This is a genomic window from Paraburkholderia unamae (assembly GCF_003096875.1).
Taxonomy (GTDB): Bacteria; Pseudomonadota; Gammaproteobacteria; order Burkholderiales; family Burkholderiaceae; genus Paraburkholderia; species Paraburkholderia unamae.
The window spans coordinates 175,680-202,182 of sequence record NZ_QEOB01000014.1; the positions used below are offsets into that span (position 1 = coordinate 175,680).

The following is a 26,503-nucleotide window of genomic DNA, read 5'->3' on the forward strand; positions in this document are numbered from 1 at the left end:
GCCGGTTAGCGCATACGCTTGCGCTCGCGCTTGATTTCGTACATCGAACGATCGGCGTATTCGATCAGCGTCGTCATCTCGACGCCGTCTTCCGGCAGGATCGCCACGCCCACGCTCACACCGAGATCGATGCGCTTGCCTTCGAATTCGAATGGCTCGCCCACCGTTTCCACGAGCCGGCGACTGTACGCTTCGGCGTCCTTGCGCCCCGCGATGCCTGGCAGGATCATCGCGAATTCGTCGCCGCCCACGCGCGCGGCCGTGTCGACACGGCGGCTGTTGCGCGCGATGCGTGAGGCGGTCTCGCGGATCGCAGCGTCCCCGGCGCGATGGCCATGGAGGTCGTTGATGGGCTTCAGGCCATCCATGTCGAGGTTGAGCACGCCGAGTCCGCCCGCCGAGCGAACGGCGAGATCCACCGACTGGCGCAGGCGATCGTAAAAGAGCGCGCGATTGGGCAAACCCGTGAGCGCGTCGTGCGTCGCACGCAGATAAAGCTCGCTCGTTTCGTGCTGCGCGGCATGGAACATGGCCGCCGCGATCAGCTCGGACATCAGGGAGAGAACGCGGATGTCCTCGTCGCCGAATGCGTTGACTTCGGCATTCATGACCTTGAGCACGCCGACGGTCGTCTCGAGATGCTTGAGCGGCATGACGATCATCGAGCGCAGCCCGGCCCGGCGGCAGGCTTCGCGATCCACGCGTGCGTCGGTTTCGGAGTCGTCGCAGCGCAGGATTTCACCCGTGCGCACGCACTGGCCGGAGAGGCTCGTTTCGCGCGCAAGCCGCATGCCAAGGAGATTCGCGACACTGCCCGAGGCCGCGCGATACACCATGTCCGAGCCTTCGGCCAGCTCGACCACGGCGCCTTGCGCGCGCGTGAGCCGCTCGGTGCGCTCGGCCACGTAGGCCATCACGCCGCCGAGATCGAGGCCCAGTTTCGCGATATCCGACTGCGCCTTGATGATTTCCAGCAGGGTTGCGTTGTTCAGTTGCGTGTCTTGCGCTTCGTTTTTCTTCATCGCTTCAACCGTTTGCCTCGCCTTCGCCATCCTGTCGGCGCTGTAAGCCCAGGTGCCGTCAGATCGGCTTAAAGCATAGCAAACATTGCGAATCAGCTTCACGCAAACGTTTCAATCGCCCTGTTTGCGGTAGGCATTTTGGCTCGTTGCGGCGGCAACCATCGCCGGTTGCGCTCAACCCTCCGCTCAACCCTCGATACGCTCGCGCGTCACGCGCAACAGCGCGGCCATCGCGCGGCTCGCGGCGTGGGCGTCGCGGCGCGCAATCGCATCGAACACGGCGGTGTGGTCGGGCAGCGCCGCGTTGAACACCTCGGCGCGCTTCGCGTTCACGCGCAACTGCCCTTCGAGCGTGCGCTCGATCAGCGTGCCGAGCGGCACCAGCAACTCGTTGCGACAGGCGCCCAGCACGGCGAGATGGAAGCGCAGGTCGGCGCGCACCCATTCGTCCACGTTGCGCGCCCGCTCCATCGCCGCGTGCGCGCCGGCGAGCGACGCGAGCGCATCGGCGTCGTGCGCGCTCGCGGCGAGCCCCGCCGCAAACGGCTCGATCATCTCGCGCATTTCCTGGAGCTTGAGCGCGAAGGCGAGCGGCGGCGCGACGCGCGCGTACCAGTCGAGCACGTCGGCATCGAGCAGATTCCACGCCTCGCGGGCGCGCACCCGCGTACCCACGCGCGGTCGCGATTCCACAAGCCCTTTCGAGGTGAGCGTGCGCAGCGCCTCGCGCAGCACCGTGCGGCTCACGTCGAACGCCTCCATGAGTTCGGCCTCGCGCGGCAGCACGCACGCGGGCGGGTAGTCGCCGCGCAGGATCGCGCTGCCAAGTTCGTAGGCCACCGTGCCGTGCAGGTCGCGTTGGATCGCCGTTCTCCTGGATATTGGGAAGTGATGCGAAATAATACTATTAATAGCACTTAAAGGCGATTTTTGCAGTAGCATGGCGCTCAAGACGCGCGGCATCCGCCCTGCATGCGATGCGTGCGCCCTGTTCCCTCGGAGACACCGCATGAAAATCACCAAGCTCGAAACCTTCGTCGTCCCGCCCCGCTGGCTCTTTCTCAAGATCGAAACCGACGAGGGCATCGTCGGCTGGGGCGAGCCGATCGTCGAAGGCCGCGCGCATACGGTGGCCGCCGCCGTCGACGAACTCGCCGACTACCTGATCGGCAAAGACCCGCTCCTGATCGAAGACCACTGGCAGGTGATGTACCGCGCGGGTTTCTATCGCGGCGGCCCGATCACGATGAGCGCGATTGCGGGCGTCGATCAGGCGCTCTGGGACATCAAGGGCAAGCATCATGGCGTGCCGGTGCATGCGCTGCTCGGCGGCCAGGTGCGCGACAAGATCAAGGTGTATTCGTGGATTGGCGGCGACCGTCCGAGCGATGTCGCCAACAATGCGCGCGCCGTGGTCGAGCGCGGCTTCAAGGCCGTGAAGATGAACGGCTCGGAAGAGTTGCAGATCATCGATACCTTCGACAAGGTGCAAGGCGTCATCAACAACGTCGCGGCCGTGCGCGAGGCCGTGGGCCCGAATGTCGGCATCGGCGTGGACTTCCATGGCCGCGTGCACAAGCCGATGGCCAAGGTGCTCGCCAAAGAGCTCGATCCGTTCAAGCTGATGTTCATCGAGGAGCCCGTGCTCTCCGAGAACGTCGAGGCGCTGCGCGACATCGTCAACCAGACCAGCACGCCGATCGCGCTGGGCGAGCGGCTGTATTCGCGCTGGGACTTCAAGCACATTCTCGCGGGCGGCTACGTGGACATCATCCAGCCCGACGCCTCGCACGCGGGCGGCATCACCGAGTGCCGCAAGATCGCCGCGATGGCCGAGGCCTATGACGTCGCGCTCGCGCTGCACTGCCCGCTCGGGCCCATCGCGCTCGCCACCTGCTTGCAGATCGACGCGGTGAGCTACAACGCGTTCATCCAGGAGCAGAGCCTCGGCATTCACTACAACAAGGGCAACGATCTGCTCGACTACATCAGGAATCCGGAGGTCTTCAAGTACGAAGACGGTTTTGTGTCGATTCCGCAGGGCCCGGGCCTTGGCGTCGACGTGAACGAAGAGAAGGTGCGCGAGATGGCGAAGATCGGGCACCGCTGGCGCAATCCGGTGTGGCGTCACGAGGACGGCAGCGTCGCCGAATGGTGATGCCGGGATGATGCAGGAACGCGGCGGCGACGACGTCACGCGTTACGCGATGCCTTGCGCGCCGCGCATGATGCCGGCGTAACGTTTGGCGAGATTTTTTCGCTGCCCGCGCATGCCGCCGCGGGCCTGGCGAGCGACGTAAGCCGGTTGCGCACACAGCCGGTTCACGCACAGCCGCGCCAGCGGCACGGCTGCGCGTAAGCGCCGGCAGCCGCGCCTCAGCCCTGCAACACGTAGCCCGGCACGCTGTGCGCGAGCGCGGCCGCCGCCACCAGCACGCCGATCATCACGATCGCTTCGAGATGGATCACGTTGACGAAGCGGCGCGCCGCCGCCGTCGACGCCGCGCGGCGCAACTCCGGCATCGCCACGAGCCGGTTGAAACCGCCCAGCACGAGCGCGAGCACGACGAGCGCGCACTTGAGCAGGAGCACGCGGCCCCAGGCGCTGTCCACCAGCGCCTCGACCGAGCCGCCGGTGCCGCGCAAGGCGTTGAACACGCCCGTCGCGATCACGAAGCCCACCGCGAACATCGCCACGTTCGACACCTGTCCCGCCGTGCGGATCAGCACGCCGCGCGCGGTCGATGCGCCAAGCGCGGGCAGCACGGCGAGACCGCCCGCCATGACGATGCCGCTCCACGCGCTCGCGCTCAGCACATGCAGGGTATGCAGGCCGAGCGCCGCCGAGGCGAAGCCCGCGTCGGCAGCATGACCGAGGCCCGCGCGTCCCCCTGCGATGGCGATGAGCGCCAGCCACAGCACGCCGTCGCGCGCCACGCTCGACGCCGCGAACGCGCAGCCGAGCAGCACGAGCGCGCCCAGGAACGCGACAGACCACGCGTGCCCGACATGGGTTTGCGCAAGCACGGTGCCGACCACGCCGAACGCGCCGGGCAGCGGCTCGCCGCTGATCGACGCGCTTTCGTAGAGCATCCACATGAGGAGCGCTGCCACGAGCACGAACGCCGACGCGCGCAACGAACGCTGCGCGCGCAGCCACGCGAGGCGCGCGGGCGCGACCGCCGTGCGGCCGTCCTTGTCGAGCCACGCGCCAAAGAACGCCGAGCCGAGCGCGAACGCATACGCAATGTTGACGAGGGTCGCCATGGCGACCTGCCCGATCCAGAGCCAGTCAGCTTTCATCGGACCGCGCCCTCCCGCAGGTTGCCGGTGCCGCGGGCTTCGCGGGGCGAGGAAGGAGGCGAACAGTGCGCTTGCTGCAACGGTAAGGAAAGTGCAATTGGAGTCATCGAGACAAGTGGCAAGGAAACAACATGAAACACAAGGCCGAAGCGGCGGCCACGAGGCGCACGCAAACGGAAACACGTCGGAATCACAGCGCAAACCCGGCGGACACACACTCCGCGCGGGTGCCTGCTTCGATAGGCGCCGCGCCTGTCGGTTCAATGCGCGCGGCATGAACCCTCGCGAGGAGTGTGGCGCGGGTGCGGGACAACCCCGTGTCACCGTTTGGCGAACAGGTGCAGAATCATAACCGGCGACGATGCGACGTTCCGCCGCAAGACCGCCTCGGCGGCGCATGCGGCAAATGGTCACTACCGGTGCCGAATGCTAGAATCTGCTGCGTCGCCGCAGCGCGCACGGTCTTCGGCTTTCATCGCGCGCAGCCTACAAGCCGGGCCGTTCGAAGCCTGGTCAGGTCCACGATAAAGATGGAGTTACGCGTGTCCCCAAGACGTATCTTCCGACCGCTCATTCCGCTCGTCGCGCCTCTGGGAGCAGCACTTTTGCTCGGGACGACCGGCGTTCTCAACGCTGCGCATGCCCAAACCCCGCAGCCCAAAGCCCCCGACACGATCGAATCGCGCGTGCAGGGCTGCACCGCGTGCCACGGCTCGCACGGTCAGGGCACCGACAACGATTACTTCCCGCGTCTCGCCGGCAAGCCGGCCGAGTACCTGTACAACCAGCTAATGAACTTCCGCGAGGGTCGCCGCAAGTACCCTCCGATGAATTATCTGGTCACCTATCTCTCCGACGACTACCTGCACGAGATCGCAACGTTCTTCTCGCAGCAGCGGCCGCCCTACCCGCCGCCCGCCAAGCCGTCGGTGAGCGACACCACGCTCGCGCGCGGCCGCGACATCGTGCTGCACGGCGTGCCGTCCAAGCAGGTGCCCGCCTGCGCGGCCTGCCACGGCGCGAAGCTCACCGGCATGGAGCCTGCCATCCCGGGTCTCGTCGGCCTGCACGCGGACTACATCAGCGCGCAGATCGGCGCATGGCGCTCGGGCTCGCGTCACGCGAAGGCGCCGGACTGCATGCATGAGGTCGCCACGCGCCTCAGCGACGACGACGTCAACGCGGTCGCGGCCTGGCTCTCCACGCAGAGCGCGCCGCAAAACCCCGTGCCGGCAGCCGCCGGCTCCTTGAAGACGCCGCTTGCCTGCGGCAGCGAACCGCAATAAGGCGCCGGGGGAGACAGCCAATATGAACCGCAAGTCCCTGTTCGCACTTTCCGCCGTGATCGTGGCCGCCGCCGCGGCACTCGTGCCCGTGCTCTGGTCGGGCACCGACTACCTGCGCAACGGCGCCGCACAAGCCGCAACGCCCGCCGACCAGGCCGATCTCATCAAGAAGGGCGAGTATCTCGCGCGCGCCGGCGACTGTATCGCCTGCCACACGGTGCGCGGCGGCCAGATGTTCGCGGGCGGCCTGCCGATGGCGACGCCCTTCGGCACGCTCTACACGCCCAACATCACGCCCGACGACCAGTACGGCATCGGCAAATGGAGCGCCGACGACTTCTATCGCGCCATGCACACGGGCCGCTCGAAGGACGGCAGCCTGCTCTATCCGGCGTTCCCGTTCGCGAGCTACACCAAGGTCACGCGCGCCGACTCGGACGCGATCTACGCCTTCCTGCGCTCGGTGCCGCCGGCGAACATTCCGAGCCGCCCGCACGAGCTCAAGTTCCCGTTCAACAACCGCAACCTGCTGATCGGCTGGCGCACGCTGTTCTTCCGTGAAGGCGAATTCAAGCCCGATCCGACCAAGTCGGTCGAGTGGAACCGCGGCGCGTATCTCGTGGAAGGCCTCGGCCACTGCGGCATGTGCCATACGTCCATCAACGCGGTGGGCGGCCCGGTCAACTCGGCGGCCTTCGCGGGCGGTCTGATCCCGCTCCAGAACTGGTACGCGCCGTCGCTCACGGGCAGCGAAGGCGGCCTCGGCGACTGGGACATCAAGGACATTTCGAGCCTCCTGAAAACCGGCGTTTCGGAGCGCGGCGCGGTGTTCGGCCCGATGGCGGACGTGATCCACAACAGTCTGCAATATCTTTCGGACGACGACATCCACGCGATGGCCTCGTACCTGAAGACCATCCCGCAGAAGAAGGAAGCGCCCGAAACGATGCAGATGGAGACGTCGGAAGCGTTCGGTGGCGAACTCTTGCAGCAAGGTCAGAAGATCTACCATGACCAGTGTGCAAAGTGCCACGCGGAGAACGGTCTCGGCATGCCGCCGAACTTCCCGCCGCTTGCGAACAACCAGTCGATCCAGATGCATTCGGCCGTGAACCCGATCCGCATGGTGCTCAACGGCGGCTATCCGCCGAGCACGGGAGGCAACCCGCGCCCGTACGGCATGCCGCCGTTTGCGCAGTCGCTCTCGAACCAGGAAGTCGCGGCGGTCGTGACGTTCATCCGCATGTCCTGGGGCAACAAGGGCACGCCGGTGTCTCCGCAGCAGGTCGCGGATTTGCGCTCGTCGCCGCTGGACTGACGCACCGCCCGGTCGACCCGAGTTCGCGCTTTGGCGCTGATTCGGGTCCCCTGCGGTCCCATGTGGTCCGGTCGGCCGCCGTTGGGGCCTTAGCCCTCACTGCGGTCCCAGGCAGGTCGTTGCTGCTATAGTGGCGTTTGCCTGATAAGGGCGCAGTCCGCGAAAACGCGGGCTGCGCCCTTCGCTATTTGGCGCCGGGCCGCGCGGTAGAGGCGGTTCCGTGGCCCGTCGGGCGCAATCTTGAACAAGGCGGTCGAGCACCGTGCGTCGCATGACCTGGAACGATGTTCCGCAAGCGTGCCACGGGCAAGAAGAAGAAGGAGTGGTGGTCATGCACGCCGGTGAGCGTCTGAACAGCATTACTCACCTCGTGGGCGCGATGTTGTCGATAGCGGGGCTTGTCTCGCTCGTGACGCTCGGGGCGCTGGATCACGACGCGTACAAGGTCGTGAGCTTCGCTGTCTACGGCGCGATGTTGTGCGCGCTGTACACGATCTCGACGCTGTATCACGGCGTGCGCGGCGTGCGGCTGAAGTCGGTGCTGCAAAAGTGCGACCATGCCGCAATCTATCTGCTGATCGCGGGAAGCTATACTCCGTTCACGCTCGTGACGCTGCGCGGTCCCTGGGGCTGGTCGCTCTTCGGCGTGAGCTGGGGGCTCGCGGTCCTCGGCATCGTGCAGGAGCTCACGCTCGGGCGGCGCACGAGAGCGCTCTCCATGGTGCTCTATGTGGTCATGGGCTGGCTCGCGGTGGTCGCGGTCCGCCCGCTCGTCGAGGCATTGCCGGCGGCGGGCACGGCGTGGCTGCTGGCAGGCGGCCTCATTTACAGCGCCGGCATTTATTTTTTCGTCAATGACGAACGCATCCGGCACGGACATGGGATCTGGCATCTGTTCGTGCTCGCCGGGAGCGTCTGTCAGTTCGTGAGCGTCGCGCGCTACGTCGCGTGACGCGTCAATGTGAAGGCTTCGCATGGTCGCCGCAGTGTCCGCGACCGCGCGATGCAACTTAACGCCAGACGACGAGTCTTGATAGACCGTCCGCTCAAGAAAAAACGCGGCGCGCGCACTGGCGCGCCGTCCGAACAACGCGAGGGGAGCGCGAGGCGCCGGGCGGATCATTTCGCCGGGCGGCGCTCCACGTTTCGCAGCGCGCCTTCGGGCTGCGCCAAGCTGCTCGCGCCACTGCAATACAACAGGTCTTTATGTCTTTCGATTCTCTCGGCTTGTCCGAACCGCTGGTCCGCGCAGTCAACGAACTTGGGTACACCACGCCCACGCCGATCCAGGCGCAAGCGATTCCCGCCGTGCTCGGCGGCGGCGACCTGCTCGCCGGCGCGCAAACCGGCACCGGCAAGACCGCAGGCTTCACGCTGCCGATCCTGCAACGCCTCTCGCAAATGCCGCCCGCCGCGGGCGCCAAACGCGTGGTGCGCGCGCTGATCCTCACGCCTACGCGCGAGCTCGCCGCCCAGGTCGAAGAAAGCGTGCGCGCCTACGGCAAGTATCTGAAGCTCAAGTCCACCGTCATGTTCGGCGGCGTGGGCATCAATCCGCAGATCGACGCGTTGCGGCGCGGCGTGGACATCGTGGTCGCGACGCCCGGTCGTCTGCTCGATCACATGCAGCAGAAGACCATCGACCTCTCGCAGCTCGAGATCCTCGTGCTCGACGAAGCCGACCGCATGCTCGACATGGGCTTCATCCACGATATCAAGCGCGTGCTCGCGAAGCTGCCGCCCAAGCGCCAGAACCTGCTCTTTTCGGCCACCTTCGCCGACGAGATCAAGGCGCTCGCCGACAGCCTGCTCGACTCGCCCGCGCTCATCGAAGTCGCGCGCCGCAACACCACGGCCGAAACGGTTGCGCAGAAGATCTATCCCGTCGACCGCGACCGCAAGCGCGACCTGCTCACGCACCTGATCCGCCAGCACAACTGGTTCCAGGTGCTGGTGTTCACGCGCACGAAGCACGGCGCGAACCGCCTCGCCGAGCAGCTCACGAAGGACGGCATCAGCGCGCTCGCGATTCACGGTAACAAGAGCCAGTCGGCACGCACGCGCGCGCTCGCCGAGTTCAAGGACGGCACGCTGCAAGTGCTCGTGGCCACCGACATCGCGGCGCGTGGCATCGATATCGACCAACTCCCGCACGTGGTCAACTACGACCTGCCGAACGTGCCCGAGGACTACGTGCACCGCATCGGCCGCACCGGCCGCGCGGGCGCAACGGGCGAAGCGGTTTCGCTCGTGTGCGTGGACGAGCATCAACTGCTCAAGGACATCGAGAAGCTGATCAAGCGCGCGGTGCCGCAAGAGGTCATCGCGGGCTTCGAGCCGGACCCGAACGCCAAGCCCGAGCCGATCCAGCGCCGCAGCCAGCAAGGCCGCTCGCCGCGTCAGGGACAAGGGCAAGGCCAGGCCCAAGGCCGCGGTGCGTCGTCGAACGGCGCGAACGGCGGCCGGCCGGCGCAGGCGCGTGAAGCACGCGAGCCGCGCGAATCGCGTGACTCGCGTGACTCGCGCGGCGGCAATCGCGAAGGTGGCCGTGACAGTGGTCGCGAAGGCAACCGCGCGCATGCAGCCACTGGCGGCGGCAACGCCGGCAACGGCGGTCAGCGCCAGGCCAAGCCGGCCTCGAACGGCGTGCGCACCGCCAAGCCGGTGAAGCAGCAGCAAGGCGCCAATCACGGCGCGCAAGGCGGACGCGCGGACCATACGCGCCGCGAAAGCCAGCGCGGCGTCTCGCACGAGAGCGCGCTGGGCCGCCCGCAACGCAAGCAGCAAGGCGGCAACCCGGGCGCGCTGCTCGGCGGCCGCCCCGGCGGCAATTCCCGCCGTGACGGCAACGGTCAGCGCGATCGCTGATCCCGCGTGATGCCGAGCCGGTCCACCCTGCGTTGACCGGCCTGCGCCACGAAACGACAAAGCCCGCCTTGCAGCGGGTTTTGTCGTTTTCGCGCTCGCCGAAGCGTGAGCGGAATAGCGGAACTAGCGGAAGAATACGTGCTGCGTGATCTTGGCGAGCGGGTAATGCACGCCCGGCTGGATCTTCGCGGGCAGGTTGAGCGGCTTGAGCAGCATCTTCACGCACATGTCGGCGGAAAGGTTGTGGCGCACGAGTTTGTTCACGCGCGCAGTGAGCTCGCGATTGTAGGCGTCGTCGCGCACGCGGTCGGGATAGCGGCCCGCGAACACATGGCGCAGCGCGATCTCGGAATCTTCGTTCTTGATCTCCATCACGCGGCGCATGAGCGCACCGAGCACGGCGAGGCGGCCGTGACCTTCTATCTGGTTGTACTTCTTGAAATAGCGGAAAAAGTGCTTGTAGTGACGCACTTCGTCGCTGCGGATGTTGTCGGTGATTTCCTTGAGCACCGGCTCGTTCGAGCATTCGCCGATGGCGCGGTAAAGCGTGGCGGTGCCCGTTTCAACCACGCAGCGCGCGACCATCTCGAGCGCGCGCGTTCGTTCGAACTCCTCGAACGAGCAGGTCTTCGAATACTCGTCGATGAAGCTCTGAAACGCCGCGTCCCAGTCGAACTCAGGCCAGACGTACTGAATGTAGGTCTTCAGCGCGCGTCCATGCTGAAGCTCCTCGGGTTCCCATTCACGGTTGAGCCACTCGGAGACCTCGGGGTCGCCGTTGAAGAACACGCTCAGGTTGCTGGTGTAAAGATCGGAGCCGCTTTCAATGAATGAAGAGGCGCACAGCAGGAGCATCAGGTCTTCATTGGCGGCGGCGCGTTGACGGTCGATGCGGGTGAGATCGATGTCTTCGATGCGCCAGGGCATCACATGGCGAGGCTCGTTTTCATTGCGCATTGTGTCGTACTCCCGAAGCGGTAGCTACGCTCACGCCGCCTCGCGCATGACCGGAGGCCCCCCGAGGCCCCGCATGCCGCGCGTGGTGCGTGTGGCGAAAGTTACCAGCCATCCTTATTGCATCTTAGCTGTTGTTTAGCGTGGTTGCAGTCACAGAGCACAGACCGGGCCTGCTCGACACAGTTCCGGAAACAAACAATTTCGGTGCCCGGCGTCATGCGTCGCGGCGGCGGAATTGATGCGCGCAACCGGCTGCCGCCATCGCCCGCCATCGCCCACAAGCGCGCACGGCAAAGCAAAGCCCGCGATGCATTCCGGATAGGGCACGGCTCGCCGCGGCGCGACACGAACTTCAAGTGAAATCGCGAATCCCGACGGCTTGCGACACCGCCGATGGCTCGCACGAATGTCAAAGGGAATATTTTCGGGACGTGGTTTGTACAACGCTGCGCCGTTGACTACACTCCAGTTCCCCGTGGCAGATCCCGGGCTGGATGCCGTTTTGGCCGCGCACAAGCGGCCCGGACGGCCGGTCCCTCCGGCCAGACGATCTGCTCGGTCGCAGGCTTTCGCTCACACCACCGCATTCCTGTCGCCTTGCCGCCCTGCGGGCCGCAACCGGCGACCTCTGATGCGGCAACACGGAGAGAACGATGCTGAGTCCGCATGAATTCGCCACCCTGCTGCTAGTGCAGGACGCCCCCAACCAGCTCGACATGGAACGAGAAGAACTGGACGCCCTGCTCGAACGACAGCTCGTCCAACTGGAGCGCCTCGCCTCCGGCCTCCAGCAATGGCGATTAACCGAAATCGGCGACTCCGCGTTGCGCGCCATCAAACGGTGTTCGTAGCCTGAGCCAGCGGGCCGCGCGCCCGCCCAGCCACAGGCTCCATAGCCCCCTATCGATTTGCGCGGACGCGAGGGTCGTCCGCAAGCCCGCCCGGTCGGGCACATCCCCGATGCAGGCGCACGGCAGTAGACGTACGCGCCTGCAGTGCATGGTCACGCGGACCCGCGCGCTTCATGCCCGCGTGACCATTTTTTTGCGCATTCGCGCCAAGGTTCCTCGCGTGCCGTGCCCAGCCGCGCGCGTGTCGGCACGCACCCCGCCGCGCCCATATCCACGCTACGCGCAATGCCCGCGACAGCCTCGTTGCCCGATCAGCCCGCCCGCAGCGTGGGGTCGGCTGCGGCACGCCAGCTCAACGCCTGCGCGCGCTGGTCGTTGAGGAAGGTGATCCACTGGTTGCGCGCCGCCTGATCGCTGCTCTTGCCAAGCGTGGCGTACTGCTTCGCGAGTTCGGCCTGGAAGCCGCAGAACTGGGCCTGGGGCAGGCGGCCACGGCGCTGGGCCACCCAGGCGTCGAGAATGGCCGAATAGGCGCCCGGCGCGTAGGCGCCAAAGTCCACGGCCTCGCCGCCGCACATCTGCTGCAACGCGGCGAGCGACGGCGCGCGCCCCCCGCCCTGCGGCCCCGGCGGCGCGCCCACGCACCCCGCGAGCAATACGGCCGCGCCGATCCACGCAAATCCACGCATGATTGCCTCGTTTTCGTTTTCGACTGGTTAGAACGGTTGCATCCTGACGCGGCTATTGTCGCACCGAGCCGCGCACCCGGCAGCCTGGCCGCGCGGCCTGGGCGAACGCGCCGCGCGGTGCCCAAACCCCCGCGCAAAAGCACGTATCATTGGGGGTTTCCACCCTCCCGCCGCTCAGGCGCGAGGCGTCGCGCCGGGTCGATTGCCGCGCGTCGCCCCGCCTCTCGCCCTACGTATCACGCATGATCGACCATCTCATCTGCGACTGTGACGGCGTGCTCGTCGACAGCGAAGTCATCGCCGACCGCGTTCTGTTCGAAACGCTCAGCAGCACCTTTCCGGGCATCGATTTCCACGCCGCCGTGAATGCGGCGTTCGGGCAGCAGACCTCGCGCTTTCTCGCCGACGTCGCAGCGCGCTTCAATCTCACGATGCCCGAGGACTTTCTCGAAACGATCGAGCATCGCTGCGAAGCCGCCATCGCCGAATCGGTGAGCCCGATCAACGGCGTGCGCGACGCGTTGCGCCAGGTCACGCTGCCCGCCGCCGTCGTCTCGAACAGCCGCCTCACGCGCGTGCACGCTTCGGTGCGCCGCGCCGGGCTCGACACGATCTTCGGCGAGCGCATTTTCAGCGCGGAACAGGTCGCGCGGCCCAAGCCTTACCCGGACGTGTACCTGCACGCGGCGAAGCAGCTCGGCGTGGAGCCGGCGCGCTGCGTCGTTGTCGAGGACAGCATTTCGGGATTGAACGCCGCGCGCGCGGCGGGCATGAAGACGATCGCGTTCGTGGGCGCGAGCCATATCCCGTCGGGCTATGCCGACGTGCTGCGCGAGATGGGCATCACGCGCATCATGGCGCGCATGGAGGAGCTGCCGGCGCTCGTCGAGGCCGGCGTGCGCGGCGAATTCGGCGACGTGCAGTCGTGAGGCAACGCTGTGTGCGAAGCAGGCGCACAGCTTCGATGAAAACGCGACGCGGCGCCAGGCGGCGCCGCGTCCGTCAAACCGCTACTTGAGCGTCAATCAAGCAGGCTCGGCGCAGCGCTCGCGCGCGGCCGCGATCGACTCGCGGAACGCCACCAGCTCGGCAATCGAGAGCACCGGCAGGTTGTGCAGCTTCGCGAAGTCGTCGACCTGCTTGCCGCGCGCCATCGTGCCGTCCGGATTCATCAGCTCGCACAGCACGCCGGCGGGCGCCAGGCCCGCGAGCACCGCCAGATCGACCGTGCCTTCGGTGTGGCCGCGGCGCGCCAGCACGCCGCCCTTCTGCGCGCGCAGCGGGAACACGTGGCCGGGGCGCACGATGTCGGCGGGCCTGGCGTTCGGGGCGATCGCGGCGCGTATCGTCGTCACGCGGTCAACGGCCGAAACGCCCGTGCTCACGCCGTCGCGCGCTTCGATCGACACCGTGAACGCGGTGCGGTTGCGGCTTTCGTTGTGCGCCACCATGGGCGGGAGTTCGAGCGCGCGCACCTTCTCGTCCGAGAGGCACAGGCAGACGATGCCGCTGCATTCGCGGATAAAGAGCGCCATCGTTTCAGGCGTGAGGCGCTCGGCGGCGACGATCAGGTCGGCTTCGTCCTCGCGGTCGTGGTCGTCTTGCAGCACGACCGGACGGCCCTCGCGCATGGCGTCGAGCGCGGCGGCGATGCGCGGGGGCACCGGCTCGGCATCGAGGTACGGGAGGTCGGCGGCGGCGTCGGGCAGCGCACCGGAAGTCGAAGCGAAAGTGGAACTGGCAGTAAGGGACATGTGAAACGCTCCTCGCAAGAGTTAGGCGAAAAACGTTTCAGGGCATTGCAAACAGACAGGAATCCCCGGCGCGCGTCGTCCGGCGGACACGCCGCGCTCCCCGATGGAACGGGGACGCACAGGCATGGGCCGAAACGCCGCGGCGCATGGGCAAACATGACCATCTGCACATCTTCTTTCATCCGGACTCTGACCGTCGGCTCTGGCATCGCACCAGATCTGCTGACCCTGCGCATCACATCATGAGGCTCGCGCAGGCGCTCGCGGGCTCGCTGGCCTTGCCTTGCGGCGCGGCCGGCATACCGCCGGTGGGGAATTTCGCCCCGCCCTGAAGACGCACTGATTACCGGATCAACCGGCGGGCAAAGGATACAACGCGCTGCGATTGCGTGCAGCGGGAAAAAGTACGACTAGACAATTTTCTCGAAACCGGTTTTGTGCGACGCATCATGGCTACGAACGGGTTCATACGGGCTTCATGCGGGCTGCGCCGCCACCGCCGTCACGGCGCTCACCTCGGCCGGCTCGCTTTCGGCGACCGCCGGCGCGGCGGGCACGTCCCAGCGCGGCGGCGTCTCGGCGTTGAGCGTCACGCGAAACACGCGCGCCTCGGTGTCGCCGGGGTTGCGCAGGCTGTGCGGCTGGTCGGCGTCGAACACGATCGCGTCGCCGGTCGCGAGCAACTGGCGGCGGTTGTGCACGCTCACTTCGAGCGTGCCCTCGCTCACCACGAGGTTCACGGTCGTGCCCGGCGAGCGGCGCACGCCGGGCTCCGTATGCAAAGGCGCAATGCGCAGTTCGTGGAACTCCGCGGTGGCGGGTTCGCCCTCGGGGTAAAGCGCGCGCGCCGAATAACGGCCGTCGGCGCTCACGAGGCGCGACGCGCGCTCCGCAGGCAGATGCTCGAAACCGTTCACGGCATGCCGCCGCAGGAACGCCGACACCGACACTTTGAGCGCCGCCGCCACCTTGCACAGCACCTTGATGGACGGCACGCTGCGCGCCGACTCCACCTGGGCGAGCATGGCGCGCGAGACACCCGAGGCGCGGGCGAGCGCATCGAGCGAAAGCTGGCGCTCGGCGCGCAGCCGCGCGAGGTTCACGCCCACGAGATGCTCGAGCGTCTCGAAAGTGTCGTTAGGTCCTTCGGTGTGCGCAACATGGTTGAGCTGCGCGTCGCGCACGAGCGCGAGGGGTGAATGCATGGCTGCCTCCGGGCTAGCCGCGTGAGAAGCGGCGCAAGAGCGTGAATGGAGGCAAGACTAGCATTGCGATTTGCCGCGCCCAACGAAGTTATCTTCACACTGTTATCAGCATTGCAGAGCGCGATTCCGGGATTGCTTTCGCGTTGTGCGCATAAGCCGGATCGGCGCGTCATGCAGCGTGATCCAGCATCACGCGTCCTGCCCCACTGCCACGTTCGCCCCGCGCACCGACGCGCCGCGCGTGTCGAGCCGCGCCGCCGCCCACGTGAGCACGAGCGCCGCGAGCGAGACGACCGCCGCCACCCACGGCAGCGAGTCGAGCGCCACGCCGTGTGCGATGGCGAGACCGCCCATCCACGCGCCCATCGCGTTGCCCACGTTGAACGCACCAATGTTGAGCGTCGATGCGAGATTCGGCGCCGCGGCGGCTTTCGCCACCACGCGCATCTGGAGCGGCGGCACGGTCGCGAACGCGGCGATGCCCCACACGAACACGGTAATGGCGGCCGGCCACATCGCATGGCTCGTCTTCGTGAAGATGGCCATCACCACGGCGAGCACCACCAGAATGCCCATGAGCGAGGGCATCAGCGCGCGGTCCGCGAGCTTGCCGCCCAGCGTGTTGCCGAGCGTGAGCCCCACGCCGAACAGCACGAGCATGAGCGTCACGCCGCGCGGCGAGAAGCCGCTCACCTGCTCGAGAATCGGCGCGATATAGGTGAACACGACGAACACGCCGCCAAAGCCGAGCACGGTCATGCCGAGCGCGAGCCACACTTGCGGGTCGCGCAGCACGCGCACTTCGTGGCCGAGGCCGATCGGGCCGCTGTCGTGCTGATTCGGCACGAGCGCGCTCACGCCGATCAGCGAGATCACGCCAAGGCCGCTCACGATCCAGAACGCCACGCGCCAGCCGAACTGCTGGCCAATGGCCGTGCCGAACGGCACGCCCAGCACCGTGGCGAGCGTGAGGCCGGTGAACATGAGCGCGATAGCGCTCGCGCGCTTTTCCTGCGGCACGAGCGAGGCGGCCACCACGGCGCCGATGCCGAAGAACGAACCATGCGCGAACGAGGCCACGACGCGCGCGACCATCAGCAGCGAATAGTCCGACGCGACCGCGCACATCACATTGCCGACGATGAACACGCCCATCAGCAGTTGCAGCGCGAGCTTGCGCGGCATGCGGCTCGTGAGCGCGGCGAGCAGCGGCGCGCCGGCCGCCACGCCGAGCGCATAACCGGTCACGAGCAGGCCCGCGGCGGGAATCGTCACGTGCAGATCGCGCGCGACGTCGGGCAACAGGCCCATGATGAGAAACTCAGTGGTGCCGATGGCAAACGCGCTGATCGCCAGCGCAAGCAAGGGGATAGGCATGGAAATCTCCGAAAATCGGCCTTGGATTCAGTGGATATCAGTGGGATTCAGGTGCACCCGGTTGCACGCCGGCAGGCGCGCCGACCGGCGACGACGTCACGAACTCGACGACGACGCCCGGCGCGAGCGCCACGAAAAGCTGCACCTCGGCGCTCGCGGGCACTTCGGCGACCTGGTACGGCACGCGGTGCGCGGCGAGCCGCTGCAACAGCGCGCGCCACGCCTCGCCGGGCGCGACGCGAAACGCCACGTGGTCGATGCGCGGCGCGACGAGCGCGGGCGGTTGCGCGGGCACGGTCGCATCGACGAGATGCACGAGCGGCACGCGCGCGCTGCCCTTCGCGTAGAGCCAGTGACCGTCCACGCGAAATGGCGGACGCGGGCCGTCGTCGAGACCGACGATGTCGCAAAAGAAGCGGCGCGTCCCTTCGAGGTCGGGCGTAACGAGCGTGACGTGATCGAGTTGCATGGCGTGTGGGGCGCGCCCGGCGGAAGGCCCGGCGCGGCAGTTGTCCTGAAAACACGCGCATTGTCGGGCTTACGCGCAATTTTGATAATTGGCGTAGCATTTGAAGCATTTTCAATCATTTTCTAATAATCGCGCGATGGACAATCTCGGCGACGTGCGCCTTTTCGTGGAGGCGACACGCCTCGGCAGCCTTTCCGCGGCGGGCCGCAAGCTAGGCCTCACGCCCGCGGCGGCAAGCGCGCGGCTCGCGCGGCTGGAGGCGGAGCTGCACGCGCGCCTGTTCGACCGCACCACCCGCCAGCTTCGCCTCACCGACGAAGGCCGCGTCTACCTCACCTGTAGCGAGCACGCGCTGCGCTCGCTCGACGACGCCAAGGCGGCCTTGCAGGAGGGCCAGAACGCGGTGCGCGGCAAGGTGCGCATTTCCGCGACCTCGGACTTCGGCCGCAACCTGCTGATGACCTGGCTCGACGAGTTTCGCGACCGCTACCCCGACGTACGTTTCTCGCTGATGCTGACCGACTCGATCTCGAACCTCGTGCTCGAAGACATCGATCTCGCGATCCGTTTCGGCACGCCGCAGGACAGCTCGCTCGTCGCGCGCTGGCTCGCGCCGAACCGCCGCGTGCTGTGCGCTTCGCCCAAGTACCTCGCGCGCCACGGCGAGCCGCGCGAACCGAACGATCTGGCCCGCTTCGACTGCATCGTGATCGGCTCGGCGGCGGGGCCGGTGAACGAATGGCGCTTCACGCGCGGCGACGAAACGCAGACTTACACCGTGCCGCTCGACGGCGCGCTCGAATCCACGGATGGCGAAGTCGTGCGCCAGTGGGCGCTGTGCGGCTATGGCCTCGCGGTGAAGTCGATCTGGGACGTGGCCGACGACCTGCGCGCCGGGCGTCTCACGACCGTGATGCCCGAGTGGCGCTACCCCGACGCGCCGCTGCACGCGCTCTATCACCGCAACCGCTTTCTCGCGCCGCGCGTGCGGGTGCTGCTCGATTTCCTGACCGAGCGTTTCGCGCAGACTTCGGGGGAGCTGGAGGCGCTCGTGCCCTGCCCGGATCCCGCCGAGGCGACGCAAAGCCGAAGGCGCAAACGGCTATAATGTCCGATTGCGCGCAAAGCGATCCGCAGACGCATCCGTCGTGTCGAATGCCCTTCGGCCCTGGAAAATACCTCGGCAAATGCGTCGGCAAAAAGAGGCGAAAAGAGGCGAAAGGCAGAAGCGAAAAGCAAGGCGGAACGCCCCAGATCGCGAGGCGCGCATGGCCAGAAAGAGGATGCCAACGCCGGTCTCGTAACCGGTCTTCCGCGCCCCGATTCGACCCCCATAAAACACCGTAGTCCTGACGTGCAGACCGCGCATCACGCGCGCGCATCAAGCGGACGACGCCCCCAGGTCAACCACTGCGAACGGCGAAACCCGATGACCAAGAAAGTTTATGTAAAGACCTTTGGCTGCCAGATGAACGAGTACGACTCCGACAAGATGGTCGACGTACTCGGCGTTGCCGAAGGTCTCGTGAAGACGGACACCCCCGAAGACGCGGACGTCATTCTCTTCAACACCTGCTCGGTGCGCGAAAAGGCGCAGGAAAAGGTCTTTTCCGACCTCGGCCGCGTGCGCGAGCTCAAGGAAGCGAACCCGAACCTGCTGATCGGCGTGGGTGGCTGCGTGGCAAGCCAGGAAGGCGCGGCGATCGTCCAGCGCGCGCCGTATGTGGACCTCGTGTTCGGCCCGCAAACGCTGCACCGCCTGCCGCAGATGATCGACGCGCGCCGCGCCTCGGGCCGCGCGCAGGTGGACATCAGCTTCCCCGAAATCGAGAAGTTCGACCATCTGCCGCCCGCGCGCGTGGAAGGCCCGAGCGCGTTCGTCTCGATCATGGAAGGCTGCTCGAAGTATTGCAGCTACTGCGTCGTGCCGTACACGCGCGGCGAGGAAGTCTCGCGCCCGCTCGACGACGTGCTCACCGAAATCGCCGGCCTCGCCGACCAGGGCGTGCGTGAAGTCACGCTGCTCGGCCAGAACGTGAACGCCTATCGTGGCGCGTTGACCAACGGCGCGCACGACGTCGCCGACTTCGCGACGTTGATCGAGTACGTCGCGGAAATCCCCGGCATCGAGCGTATCCGCTACACGACTTCGCACCCGAAGGAATTCACGCAGCGCCTGATCGACACGTACGCGAAGGTGCCCAAGCTCGTGAGCCACCTGCACCTGCCGGTGCAGCACGGCTCCGACCGCGTGCTCATGGCGATGAAGCGCGGCTACACCGTGCTCGAATACAAGTCGATCATCCGCAAGCTGCGCGCGATCCGCCCGGACCTGTCGCTCTCCACGGACTTCATCGTGGGCTTCCCCGGCGAGACCGAAGAGGACTTCGAGAAGATGATGGCGCTCGTCGAGGAGATGAGCTACGACACGAGCTTCTCGTTCATCTACAGCCCGCGTCCGGGCACGCCCGCCGCGAACCTCTCCGACGACACGCCGCGCGAAGTGAAGCTCAAGCGCCTGCAACATCTCCAGGCCACGATCGAAGAAAACGTGGCGCGCATCAGCCATTCGATGGTCGGCCGAGTCGAGCGCATTCTCGTCGAAGGCCCTTCGCGCAAGGACCCGAGCGAACTGTCGGGCCGCACGCAGAACAACCGTGTGGTGAACTTCCCGGCGCCGCTCGCCTCGCACGCGCGCCTGATCGGCCAGATGATCGACGTGAAGATCAACCACGCGTATCCGCACTCGCTGCGCGGCGAACTCGTGCTCACGCACGAAGACGCTTCGACGCTCGCGCATTAATCTCCGTTAATCGCCTACCCAGTATCGGAATTCAGGAGTTCAGAGACACCTTGAAGCCCAATCAGCAGCATCTGGAATTCAACGCGCCGCGCGACGACAACGCGCGGCTTGCCAACCTCTGCGGCCCGCTCGACGAAAACCTGCGGCAGATCGAGCAAGCGCTCGACGTCACGCTCGCGCGGCGCGGCCATCGCATCAGCATTCGCGGGCGCGGCGCCAGGCTCGCGCTCGCGGCGCTCGAAAACTTCTACAACCGGGCGCGCGACCCGCTGTCGGTCGACGACATTCAGCTCGCGCTCGTCGAAGCACGCCACGCGGCGAACGACCCGCGCGGCAACGGCAACGGCGGCCTGCGCGGCAACGCGAATGGCGGCAACGGCGGCAACGACGCCACGGAAATCGACCCGCGTTTTCGCGGCGACCCCGACCATCCGTTCGACGAGCCCGCGCGCGAAGGCGTGGACGTCGAGGAACTCGGCCCGAAGCTCTACACGCGCCGCGCCGACCTGCGCGGGCGCACGCCTGCGCAGCGCGAGTACCTCAAGCAGATCATTTCGCACGACGTGACGTTCGGCATCGGCCCGGCCGGCACCGGCAAGACCTATCTCGCCGTGGCCTGCGCCGTGGACGCGCTGGAACGCGACCAGGTCAAGCGCATCGTGCTCACGCGTCCGGCCGTGGAAGCGGGCGAGCGTCTGGGCTTCCTGCCGGGCGACCTCGCGCAGAAGGTCGATCCGTATCTGCGCCCGCTCTATGACGCGCTCTACGACCTGCTCGGTTTCGACAAGACCGCGAAGATGTTCGAGCGCCAGATGATCGAAATCGCGCCGCTCGCGTACATGCGCGGGCGCACGCTCAATCACGCGTTCATCATCCTCGACGAGGCGCAGAACACCACGCCCGAGCAGATGAAGATGTTCCTCACGCGTATCGGCTTCGGCTCGAAGGCCGTCGTGACCGGCGACACCACCCAGGTGGACCTGCCGCGCGGCCACAAGAGCGGCCTGATCGAGGCGCAGCATGTGCTGGCGAACGTGCGCGGCATCGCCGTCACGCACTTCACGAGTGCGGACGTGGTGCGCCATCCGCTCGTCGCGCGCATCGTCGAGGCTTACGACGCGCACTCGAAAAGAGACGAAAACGTTGGCGACGCGCGCTGACGCCGTGGTCTGTCCCGCTTCGCTGATCTAGCCCATGGCCCGTGCACCCAAACTCAAACTGACCGTGCAGTTCCCCGCCGCGAAGGCGTTTCCCGAGCACAAGGCCGCGCTGCCGCGCGCCACGGTGGCGGCGTGGCTCAAGGCCGCCCTCTTCGCGGACGCGGAACTGGCCGTGCGCTTTGTCGACGCCGAGGAAGGCCGCACGCTCAACCGCACCTATCGCGGCAAGGACTACGCGACCAATGTGCTCACCTTCGCCTACGCGGAGAGCGAGGACGACCCGGTCACGGGCGATCTCATCCTGTGCTGCCCGGTGGTGGAAAAGGAAGCCGCCGAGCAGGGCAAGCCGCTCGCCGCGCACTACGCGCATTTGCTCGTGCACGGCGCGCTGCACGCGCAGGGTTACGATCACGAGGACGAGGACGAGGCCGAGGAGATGGAAGGCATCGAGACCGAGGTGCTCAACTCGCTCGGCTTTCCCGATCCGTACAAGTAACGCTCCCCCGCAATGAACGACAAGCGCACGCCCGACTTCGCTCCGCCCTCAGCCCTGCCCGAGGCGGGCGACGCGAGCGTGCCCTGCCCCGGCTACCCGCCGGCGCTCGGCGAGTCGAAGCTCCTGAGCGACGACGAACTGCGCGACTCGCTTGCCTGCACGCTCAAGGACTGGGACGGCGCGAGCGACCTCTGGCTGTTCGGCTATGGCTCGCTGATCTGGAACCCAGGACTGCCGACCGTAGAGAATGTGCGTTCGCGCGTGCACGGCTACCATCGCGGCCTCTACCTGTGGTCGCGCGTGAACCGCGGCACGCCCGAGCAACCGGGCCTCGTGCTCGCGCTCGACCGCGGCGGCGCGTGCGCGGGCGTGGCGTTCCGGCTCGCGGCCGAAGGCGTGATGCCGCACCTCGAAGCGCTCTGGCGCCGCGAAATGCCGATGGGCTCCTACCGCCCCGCGTGGCTGCCCTGCGTGCTCGCCGACGGCCGGCGCGTCGCCGCGCTCGCCTTCGTCATGCGACGCGACGTCGCATCCTACACAGGCAAGCTTTCCGAAGCGACCGTGCGCGCCGTGTTCGGCTGCGCGTCGGGCCGCTACGGCACGACACTCGATTACGTCCGCCGCACCGTGGACGCACTGCGCGAGAGCGGCATGCGCGACCGGGCGCTTGAGCGGCTGCTCGCGCGCTGCGCGTAAAGTCGCGTGGCGGCCTGCCCCTTTTTCGTCCACCGCGCGGCAACGCCCCATCTGCGTTAGGATTGATCTGCCGGTGTGCGCCGAGCGTGTGTCATTACACGGTCGCGCCACAGGCATGTTGTATCCTTAACCCTCCGTAACAGCGCGCCCCGCCCCAAAGCGGCAAGGGGCGCACCACCATGAACGACTCCTATCCCAGTCGACGCCAGACCGACAAACCGCAGGAAAAGCGCTCTCTGCTCGAGCGGCTAACCGACTTCATCTCGCCCGAGCCCGACTCGCGCAGCGAGCTTCTCGAAATCCTCCAGGACGCGCACGCGCGCAACTTGATCGACGCCGATTCGCTTTCGATGATCGAAGGCGTGTTCCAGGTGTCCGAGCTTTGCGCGCGCGACATCATGATCCCGCGCGCCCAGATGGACGCGATCAACATCGCCGAAAGGCCTGACGAATTCATTCCGTTCGTGCTGGAGAAGGCGCACTCGCGCTACCCCGTGTACGACGGCAACCGCGACAACGTGATCGGCGTGCTGCTCGCGAAGGACCTGCTGCGCTACTACGCCGAAGAGGAGTTCGACGTGCGCGGCATGCTGCGCCCGGCCGTGTTCATCCCCGAGTCCAAGCGCCTGAACGTGCTGCTGCACGACTTTCGCCAGAACCGCAATCACATCGCCATCGTCGTGGACGAATACGGCGGCGTGGCCGGCCTCATCACGATCGAGGACGTGCTGGAGCAGATCGTGGGCGACATCGAGGACGAGTACGACTTCGACGAGGAAAGCGGCAACATCATCGCCTCGCCCGACGGGCGCTTTCGCGTGCGCGCGCTCACCGAGATCGTGCAGTTCAACGAGGCGTTCGGCACCCATTATTCCGACGAGGAAGTCGACACGATCGGGGGCTTCGTCACGAATCACTTCGGCCACGTGCCGCATCGCGGAGAAAAGGTGCGCATCGACGACCTGATCTTCGAGGTGCTGCGCGCCGACGCCCGCCAGGTCCACATGCTGCTCGTGCGCCGCGACCCGATGGCCGGACAGCGCGAATCCGCGTTGCTGCCGCCGGGCACCTGAGCCCGCCGCGAGCGCGAAACGGCGACGCCAGCCTTCGGGCTGGCGTTTTGCCTTGAAGGGCGCGACCGCGTATCGACCCGGTATCGACGCACGAAAGTGCTATCGTTGCGCTCGTCCCACATTCCGCGCCTGTGGTTTTCACCGCCGCGCTTTTTACGTCGCACCTCACCGCATCGCATGGCAGAACCGATCGATTCCCGCGCGCGCCGCAAAGCGCACGCGCCCGAAGCCGCAGAGACCGCCGGCAGCGCCACGAACGGCGCGGTGCGCCGCGCGCTGCCCTTCTGGCACTATCTCGCCGCCGCCGCGCTCGGCGCGCTCAATACGCTTTCGTTCGCGCCCACGCCGCATGGCGGCTGGCTCGCCATCGCGATCTTCGCCGGTTTCTATTTCTGGCTCACGCGCACCACCGGCTGGAAAAGCGCACTCTTCACAGGCTGGGCCTTCGGTTTCGGCAACTTCGTGAGCGGCGTGTGGTGGCTGTACGTGAGCATGCACTTCTACGGCGGCATGCCCGCGGTGCTCGCGGGTGCGGCACTCGTGCTGTTCTCGCTCTATCTCGGCGTGTATCCGGCGCTGGCCGCGCTCATCTGGTCGTTCTGCGCGGGCCACGCGAAAAGCGGCCGCAGCGGCGACCTGCCGTTCTCGCCCACGTGGCACGGCGCGTTCGCTTTCGCGAGCGCCTGGGCGCTCGGCGAATGGGCACGCGGCTACGTCTTCACCGGCTTCCCGTGGCTTTCGAGCGGCTACGCCCAGGTGGACGGCCCGCTCGCGGGCTTCGCGCCGGTCGTGGGCGTCTATGGCGTGGGCTGGGTGCTCGCGCTCGTGGCCGCGCTCATCGTGCAGGCGCTCCTGCGCGCGCGCCGGGCGAATGCACGCTCCTCGGGGGACGACTCCGGCGTGCCGTCGCGCGGTGCGGTCGCCACGCCCGCGCTCGTCGCCGTGGCCGTGATCGCCGCCGGCCTGCTGCTTCCGCTCGTCTCGTGGACGCAACCCTCCGGCACGCCGCTGAACGTGCGGCTGCTGCAAGGCAACGTCAAGCAGGAGATGAAGTTCTCCGAGTCGGGCATGACCGACGCGCTCAACGAGTTCCAGAAGCTCATCACCGAAAAGCCCGCTGATCTCATCGTCACGCCCGAAACCGCGGTTCCGGTGCTGGTGCAGGAGATTCCCGAGAAGTTCGGGCGCGACATCCGCGCCTTCGCCGACGGCACCCACACGGCCATCCTGTTTGGCGCCGTGGGCGGCACGATCACGCCCGAAGGCCGCGTGGTCGATTACACCAACAGCCTCTTCGGCATCACGCCGGGCCAGAACGGCCTCTACCGCTACGACAAGCACCATCTCGTGCCCTTCGGCGAATTCGTACCCTGGGGCTTCCGCTGGTTCGTGAACCTCATGAACATCCCGCTCGGCGACTTCGCGCGCGGCGCGCCCGTGCAACCGCCCTTCTTCGTGCGCGGCCAGCCCGTGGCCGTGGACATCTGCTACGAGGACATCTTCGGCGAGGAAATCGCTCGGACCGTGCGCGAGAATCCGACTTCGCCGGGCATCCTCATCAACTCGACGAACCTCGCGTGGTTCGGCGACACCATCGCGCTCGACCAGCACTTGCAGATCGCGCGCATGCGCTCGCTCGAAACCGGCCGCCCGATGCTGCGCGCGACCAACACGGGCGCCACCGCCGCCATCGACGCGAAAGGCCGCGTGATCGCGCGCCTGCCCACTTTCACCGCAGGCTCGCTCGACGTGAAGGTGGAAGGCACGACCGGCTTCACGCCCTACGTGACGAGCGGCAATAACACCGTGGTCGCCGTTTCGCTCCTGCTGCTGGCGTTCGGCTTCGCGTTCGGACCGGCTTTCAAGCGGGCGAATGCGCGCACGCAGGCGATGGCGGAATAAGGCGCGCGCAACGCCCCACCGGCGAAGCCAAACGCGAGGCTTCTGGCGACCCAAAGCCGACGCAAAAGCGGCCCGAACCCCGCCCAGGCCTCAACGCTCCGGCAATCCGGTAAAATTCAAGGTTTTAGCACCTGGCCGCCTCCCGGCCCGGGCCACGCAAAGAAAAGGGGCGAGGCGCACAACGCCGCCCCGCCCGCGCGCGCGCCTGGCGGGGCCGCCGCATTCCGCCCCCGAAAGTCCGAAAGACACTAGGCACACATGCTCACGTTTCAGCAAATCATCCTGACGCTCCAGTCTTACTGGGACAAGCAGGGCTGCGCGCTGCTCCAGCCGATCGATATGGAAGTCGGCGCCGGCACCTCGCACGTCCACACCTTCCTGCGCGCAATCGGCCCCGAGCCGTGGCGCGCGGCCTACGTGCAGCCCTCGCGCCGCCCGAAAGACGGCCGCTACGGCGAGAACCCGAACCGCTTGCAGCATTACTACCAGTACCAGGTGGTGCTCAAGCCCGCGCCGGAGAACATTCTCGACCTGTACCTCGGCTCGCTCGAAGCGCTCGGCTTCGACCTGAAGCAGAACGACGTGCGCTTCGTCGAGGACGACTGGGAGAACCCCACGCTCGGCGCCTGGGGTCTGGGCTGGGAAGTGTGGCTCAACGGCATGGAAGTCACGCAGTTCACCTACTTCCAGCAAGTGGGCGGCCTTGACTGCAAGCCGGTGCTCGGCGAAATCACCTACGGGCTCGAGCGCCTCGCCATGTATCTGCAAAAGGTCGAGAACATTTACGACCTCGTCTGGACCGAGTGGGAAGAGCAAGGCCCGAACGGCCCCGAGACCCGCCGCCTCACTTACGGCGACGTCTACCACCAGAACGAAGTCGAGCAATCGAAGTACAACTTCGAGCACGCGAACGTCGACCTGCTGTTCACGTTCTTCAATGCGTACGAGAGCGAAGCGAAGCGCATGATGGAGCAGCAACTCGCGCTGCCCGCCTACGAGCTCGTGCTCAAGGCCGCGCACACCTTCAACCTGCTCGACGCACGCGGCGCGATTTCCGTGACGGAGCGCGCGGCGTATATCGGCCGCATCCGCGCGCTTTCGCGCAGTGTGGCGCAGTCGTACTACGAGTCGCGCGAGAAGCTCGGCTTCCCGATGCTCGGCAACCCGGTGCATGGCGTACCCGGCCTCACCACCGACGAACAGGACGCCGCGATGCCCGCCTGGGCGCCGCCGCTGAAAGTCGAACGCAAGTTCGGCGAGGAATGACCGGATCT

24 protein-coding genes and 1 riboswitch are annotated in these 26,503 nt (G+C 66.8%); of the genes, 15 read left to right on the forward strand and 9 right to left on the reverse strand.

What is annotated here, in order from left to right; genetic code table 11:
* Positions 1 to 5: 5 nt before the first annotated feature.
* Positions 6 to 1,022 carry a sensor domain-containing diguanylate cyclase gene (locus C7402_RS27880; protein ID WP_244314954.1) on the reverse strand — a complete coding sequence of 339 codons (1,017 nt, stop codon included), beginning with the start codon at positions 1,020 to 1,022 and terminating at the stop codon, positions 6 to 8.
* Positions 1,023 to 1,208: 186 nt separating this feature from the next.
* Positions 1,209 to 1,922: a FadR/GntR family transcriptional regulator gene (locus tag C7402_RS27885; RefSeq protein ID WP_244314959.1), complete on the reverse strand. Its 714-nt coding sequence runs from the start codon at positions 1,920 to 1,922 to the stop codon at positions 1,209 to 1,211.
* 109 nt (positions 1,923 to 2,031) lie between these two features.
* On the opposite strand from C7402_RS27885, the gene dgoD reads away from it, so the two are divergent.
* Entirely contained in the window at positions 2,032 to 3,180 is a 1,149-nt protein-coding gene (gene dgoD, locus C7402_RS27890) for a galactonate dehydratase (protein WP_112173348.1), read from the forward strand.
* 218 nt (positions 3,181 to 3,398) lie between these two features.
* On the opposite strand, the gene C7402_RS27895 is transcribed toward dgoD, so the two are convergent.
* Positions 3,399 to 4,325 (reverse strand): CopD family protein, encoded by a 927-nt coding sequence (locus C7402_RS27895; protein ID WP_112173349.1) that lies wholly within the window; start codon positions 4,323 to 4,325, stop codon positions 3,399 to 3,401.
* Positions 4,326 to 4,855: 530 nt separating this feature from the next.
* Here C7402_RS27895 and C7402_RS27900 point away from each other — a divergent pair.
* From C7402_RS27900 to C7402_RS27915, 4 genes are all read left to right on the forward strand, one after another.
* Positions 4,856 to 5,611, forward strand: coding sequence for a c-type cytochrome (locus C7402_RS27900; protein ID WP_116612911.1), 756 nt, complete (start codon positions 4,856 to 4,858; stop codon positions 5,609 to 5,611).
* Between the two features lie 22 nt (positions 5,612 to 5,633).
* Entirely contained in the window at positions 5,634 to 6,929 is a 1,296-nt protein-coding gene (locus C7402_RS27905) for a c-type cytochrome (RefSeq protein WP_112173351.1), read from the forward strand.
* Positions 6,930 to 7,260: 331 nt separating this feature from the next.
* Positions 7,261 to 7,881: a PAQR family membrane homeostasis protein TrhA gene (trhA, locus tag C7402_RS27910; protein ID WP_112173426.1), complete on the forward strand. Its 621-nt coding sequence runs from the start codon at positions 7,261 to 7,263 to the stop codon at positions 7,879 to 7,881.
* A gap of 254 nt (positions 7,882 to 8,135) precedes the next feature.
* The gene (locus C7402_RS27915; RefSeq protein ID WP_116612912.1) at positions 8,136 to 9,797 is read left to right on the forward strand and encodes a DEAD/DEAH box helicase; all 1,662 of its coding nucleotides are present in this window, start codon (positions 8,136 to 8,138) and stop codon (positions 9,795 to 9,797) included.
* A gap of 123 nt (positions 9,798 to 9,920) precedes the next feature.
* Here the strand turns inward: C7402_RS27915 and C7402_RS27920 are convergent, their stop codons facing one another.
* Positions 9,921 to 10,754, reverse strand: coding sequence for a ferritin-like domain-containing protein (locus C7402_RS27920; RefSeq protein WP_308012633.1), 834 nt, complete (start codon positions 10,752 to 10,754; stop codon positions 9,921 to 9,923).
* A 653-nt stretch (positions 10,755 to 11,407) separates the two neighbouring features.
* Between C7402_RS27920 and C7402_RS27925 the strand changes: the two genes are divergently transcribed.
* A complete protein-coding gene (locus tag C7402_RS27925; RefSeq protein ID WP_028205977.1) occupies positions 11,408 to 11,605 on the forward strand; it encodes a hypothetical protein in 198 nt (65 codons plus the stop codon).
* A gap of 311 nt (positions 11,606 to 11,916) precedes the next feature.
* On the opposite strand, the gene C7402_RS27930 is transcribed toward C7402_RS27925, so the two are convergent.
* Positions 11,917 to 12,294 carry a hypothetical protein gene (locus tag C7402_RS27930; RefSeq protein WP_112173353.1) on the reverse strand — a complete coding sequence of 126 codons (378 nt, stop codon included), beginning with the start codon at positions 12,292 to 12,294 and terminating at the stop codon, positions 11,917 to 11,919.
* Positions 12,295 to 12,536: 242 nt separating this feature from the next.
* Here C7402_RS27930 and C7402_RS27935 point away from each other — a divergent pair, with 242 nt between their 5' ends.
* Complete coding sequence (locus C7402_RS27935) at positions 12,537 to 13,223, forward strand: HAD family hydrolase (protein ID WP_116612913.1); 687 nt, start codon at positions 12,537 to 12,539, stop codon at positions 13,221 to 13,223.
* A 96-nt stretch (positions 13,224 to 13,319) separates the two neighbouring features.
* Here C7402_RS27935 and ribB read toward each other — a convergent pair whose 3' ends face one another.
* The 4 genes from ribB to C7402_RS27955 all read right to left on the reverse strand — a co-directional run bounded on the left by ribB (position 13,320) and on the right by C7402_RS27955 (position 17,099).
* Positions 13,320 to 14,048: a 3,4-dihydroxy-2-butanone-4-phosphate synthase gene (gene ribB / locus C7402_RS27940; RefSeq protein WP_116612914.1), complete on the reverse strand. Its 729-nt coding sequence runs from the start codon at positions 14,046 to 14,048 to the stop codon at positions 13,320 to 13,322.
* A 166-nt stretch (positions 14,049 to 14,214) separates the two neighbouring features.
* Positions 14,215 to 14,388, reverse strand: a riboswitch (FMN riboswitch).
* Positions 14,389 to 14,524: 136 nt separating this feature from the next.
* A complete protein-coding gene (locus C7402_RS27945; RefSeq protein ID WP_116612915.1) occupies positions 14,525 to 15,253 on the reverse strand; it encodes a helix-turn-helix domain-containing protein in 729 nt (242 codons plus the stop codon).
* A 189-nt stretch (positions 15,254 to 15,442) separates the two neighbouring features.
* Positions 15,443 to 16,630, reverse strand: coding sequence for an MFS transporter (locus C7402_RS27950; protein ID WP_116612916.1), 1,188 nt, complete (start codon positions 16,628 to 16,630; stop codon positions 15,443 to 15,445).
* A 37-nt stretch (positions 16,631 to 16,667) separates the two neighbouring features.
* A complete protein-coding gene (locus C7402_RS27955) occupies positions 16,668 to 17,099 on the reverse strand; it encodes a VOC family protein (RefSeq protein ID WP_112173358.1) in 432 nt (143 codons plus the stop codon).
* 136 nt (positions 17,100 to 17,235) lie between these two features.
* Between C7402_RS27955 and C7402_RS27960 the strand changes: the two genes are divergently transcribed.
* From C7402_RS27960 to glyQ, 8 genes are all read left to right on the forward strand, one after another.
* Positions 17,236 to 18,207 carry a LysR family transcriptional regulator gene (locus tag C7402_RS27960; RefSeq protein WP_116612917.1) on the forward strand — a complete coding sequence of 324 codons (972 nt, stop codon included), beginning with the start codon at positions 17,236 to 17,238 and terminating at the stop codon, positions 18,205 to 18,207.
* Between the two features lie 321 nt (positions 18,208 to 18,528).
* A complete protein-coding gene (miaB, locus tag C7402_RS27965; RefSeq protein ID WP_112173360.1) occupies positions 18,529 to 19,902 on the forward strand; it encodes a tRNA (N6-isopentenyl adenosine(37)-C2)-methylthiotransferase MiaB in 1,374 nt (457 codons plus the stop codon).
* Positions 19,903 to 19,952: 50 nt separating this feature from the next.
* Entirely contained in the window at positions 19,953 to 21,062 is a 1,110-nt protein-coding gene (locus C7402_RS27970) for a PhoH family protein (RefSeq protein WP_112173361.1), read from the forward strand.
* A gap of 34 nt (positions 21,063 to 21,096) precedes the next feature.
* On the forward strand, positions 21,097 to 21,558 hold the full coding sequence (gene ybeY, locus C7402_RS27975) for an rRNA maturation RNase YbeY (RefSeq protein ID WP_112173362.1): 462 nt from the start codon (positions 21,097 to 21,099) through the stop codon (positions 21,556 to 21,558).
* A 12-nt stretch (positions 21,559 to 21,570) separates the two neighbouring features.
* The gene (locus tag C7402_RS27980) at positions 21,571 to 22,254 is read left to right on the forward strand and encodes a gamma-glutamylcyclotransferase (RefSeq protein ID WP_116612918.1); all 684 of its coding nucleotides are present in this window, start codon (positions 21,571 to 21,573) and stop codon (positions 22,252 to 22,254) included.
* A 179-nt stretch (positions 22,255 to 22,433) separates the two neighbouring features.
* Entirely contained in the window at positions 22,434 to 23,327 is an 894-nt protein-coding gene (locus tag C7402_RS27985; protein WP_112173364.1) for an HlyC/CorC family transporter, read from the forward strand.
* A 177-nt stretch (positions 23,328 to 23,504) separates the two neighbouring features.
* Positions 23,505 to 25,229: an apolipoprotein N-acyltransferase gene (gene lnt / locus C7402_RS27990; RefSeq protein ID WP_116612919.1), complete on the forward strand. Its 1,725-nt coding sequence runs from the start codon at positions 23,505 to 23,507 to the stop codon at positions 25,227 to 25,229.
* Between the two features lie 258 nt (positions 25,230 to 25,487).
* The gene (gene glyQ, locus C7402_RS27995) at positions 25,488 to 26,495 is read left to right on the forward strand and encodes a glycine--tRNA ligase subunit alpha (protein WP_112173366.1); all 1,008 of its coding nucleotides are present in this window, start codon (positions 25,488 to 25,490) and stop codon (positions 26,493 to 26,495) included.
* Positions 26,496 to 26,503: the final 8 nt, after the last annotated feature.

Excerpts from the sequence above, each read along its gene's own strand:
- dgoD (WP_112173348.1), top strand. The coding sequence starts at position 2,032 with ATGAAAATCACCAAGCTCGAAACCTTCGTCGTCCCGCCCCGCTGGCTC.
- C7402_RS27935 (WP_116612913.1), top strand. The coding sequence starts at position 12,537 with ATGATCGACCATCTCATCTGCGACTGTGACGGCGTGCTCGTCGACAGC.
- C7402_RS27920 (WP_308012633.1), bottom strand. The coding sequence starts at position 10,754 with ATGCGCAATGAAAACGAGCCTCGCCATGTGATGCCCTGGCGCATCGAA.
- trhA (WP_112173426.1), top strand. The coding sequence starts at position 7,261 with ATGCACGCCGGTGAGCGTCTGAACAGCATTACTCACCTCGTGGGCGCG.
- C7402_RS27955 (WP_112173358.1), bottom strand. The coding sequence starts at position 17,099 with ATGCAACTCGATCACGTCACGCTCGTTACGCCCGACCTCGAAGGGACG.
- C7402_RS27950 (WP_116612916.1), bottom strand. The coding sequence starts at position 16,630 with ATGCCTATCCCCTTGCTTGCGCTGGCGATCAGCGCGTTTGCCATCGGC.
- ribB (WP_116612914.1), bottom strand. The coding sequence starts at position 14,048 with ATGTCCCTTACTGCCAGTTCCACTTTCGCTTCGACTTCCGGTGCGCTG.
- C7402_RS27960 (WP_116612917.1), top strand. The coding sequence starts at position 17,236 with ATGGACAATCTCGGCGACGTGCGCCTTTTCGTGGAGGCGACACGCCTC.
- C7402_RS27900 (WP_116612911.1), top strand. The coding sequence starts at position 4,856 with ATGGAGTTACGCGTGTCCCCAAGACGTATCTTCCGACCGCTCATTCCG.
- C7402_RS27915 (WP_116612912.1), top strand. The coding sequence starts at position 8,136 with ATGTCTTTCGATTCTCTCGGCTTGTCCGAACCGCTGGTCCGCGCAGTC.
- C7402_RS27985 (WP_112173364.1), top strand. The coding sequence starts at position 22,434 with ATGAACGACTCCTATCCCAGTCGACGCCAGACCGACAAACCGCAGGAA.
- ybeY (WP_112173362.1), top strand. The coding sequence starts at position 21,097 with ATGGCCCGTGCACCCAAACTCAAACTGACCGTGCAGTTCCCCGCCGCG.
- C7402_RS27930 (WP_112173353.1), bottom strand. The coding sequence starts at position 12,294 with ATGCGTGGATTTGCGTGGATCGGCGCGGCCGTATTGCTCGCGGGGTGC.
- C7402_RS27905 (WP_112173351.1), top strand. The coding sequence starts at position 5,634 with ATGAACCGCAAGTCCCTGTTCGCACTTTCCGCCGTGATCGTGGCCGCC.
- C7402_RS27980 (WP_116612918.1), top strand. The coding sequence starts at position 21,571 with ATGAACGACAAGCGCACGCCCGACTTCGCTCCGCCCTCAGCCCTGCCC.
- C7402_RS27880 (WP_244314954.1), bottom strand. The coding sequence starts at position 1,022 with ATGAAGAAAAACGAAGCGCAAGACACGCAACTGAACAACGCAACCCTG.
- miaB (WP_112173360.1), top strand. The coding sequence starts at position 18,529 with ATGACCAAGAAAGTTTATGTAAAGACCTTTGGCTGCCAGATGAACGAG.
- C7402_RS27895 (WP_112173349.1), bottom strand. The coding sequence starts at position 4,325 with ATGAAAGCTGACTGGCTCTGGATCGGGCAGGTCGCCATGGCGACCCTC.
- lnt (WP_116612919.1), top strand. The coding sequence starts at position 23,505 with ATGGCAGAACCGATCGATTCCCGCGCGCGCCGCAAAGCGCACGCGCCC.
- C7402_RS27925 (WP_028205977.1), top strand. The coding sequence starts at position 11,408 with ATGCTGAGTCCGCATGAATTCGCCACCCTGCTGCTAGTGCAGGACGCC.
- C7402_RS27945 (WP_116612915.1), bottom strand. The coding sequence starts at position 15,253 with ATGCATTCACCCCTCGCGCTCGTGCGCGACGCGCAGCTCAACCATGTT.
- glyQ (WP_112173366.1), top strand. The coding sequence starts at position 25,488 with ATGCTCACGTTTCAGCAAATCATCCTGACGCTCCAGTCTTACTGGGAC.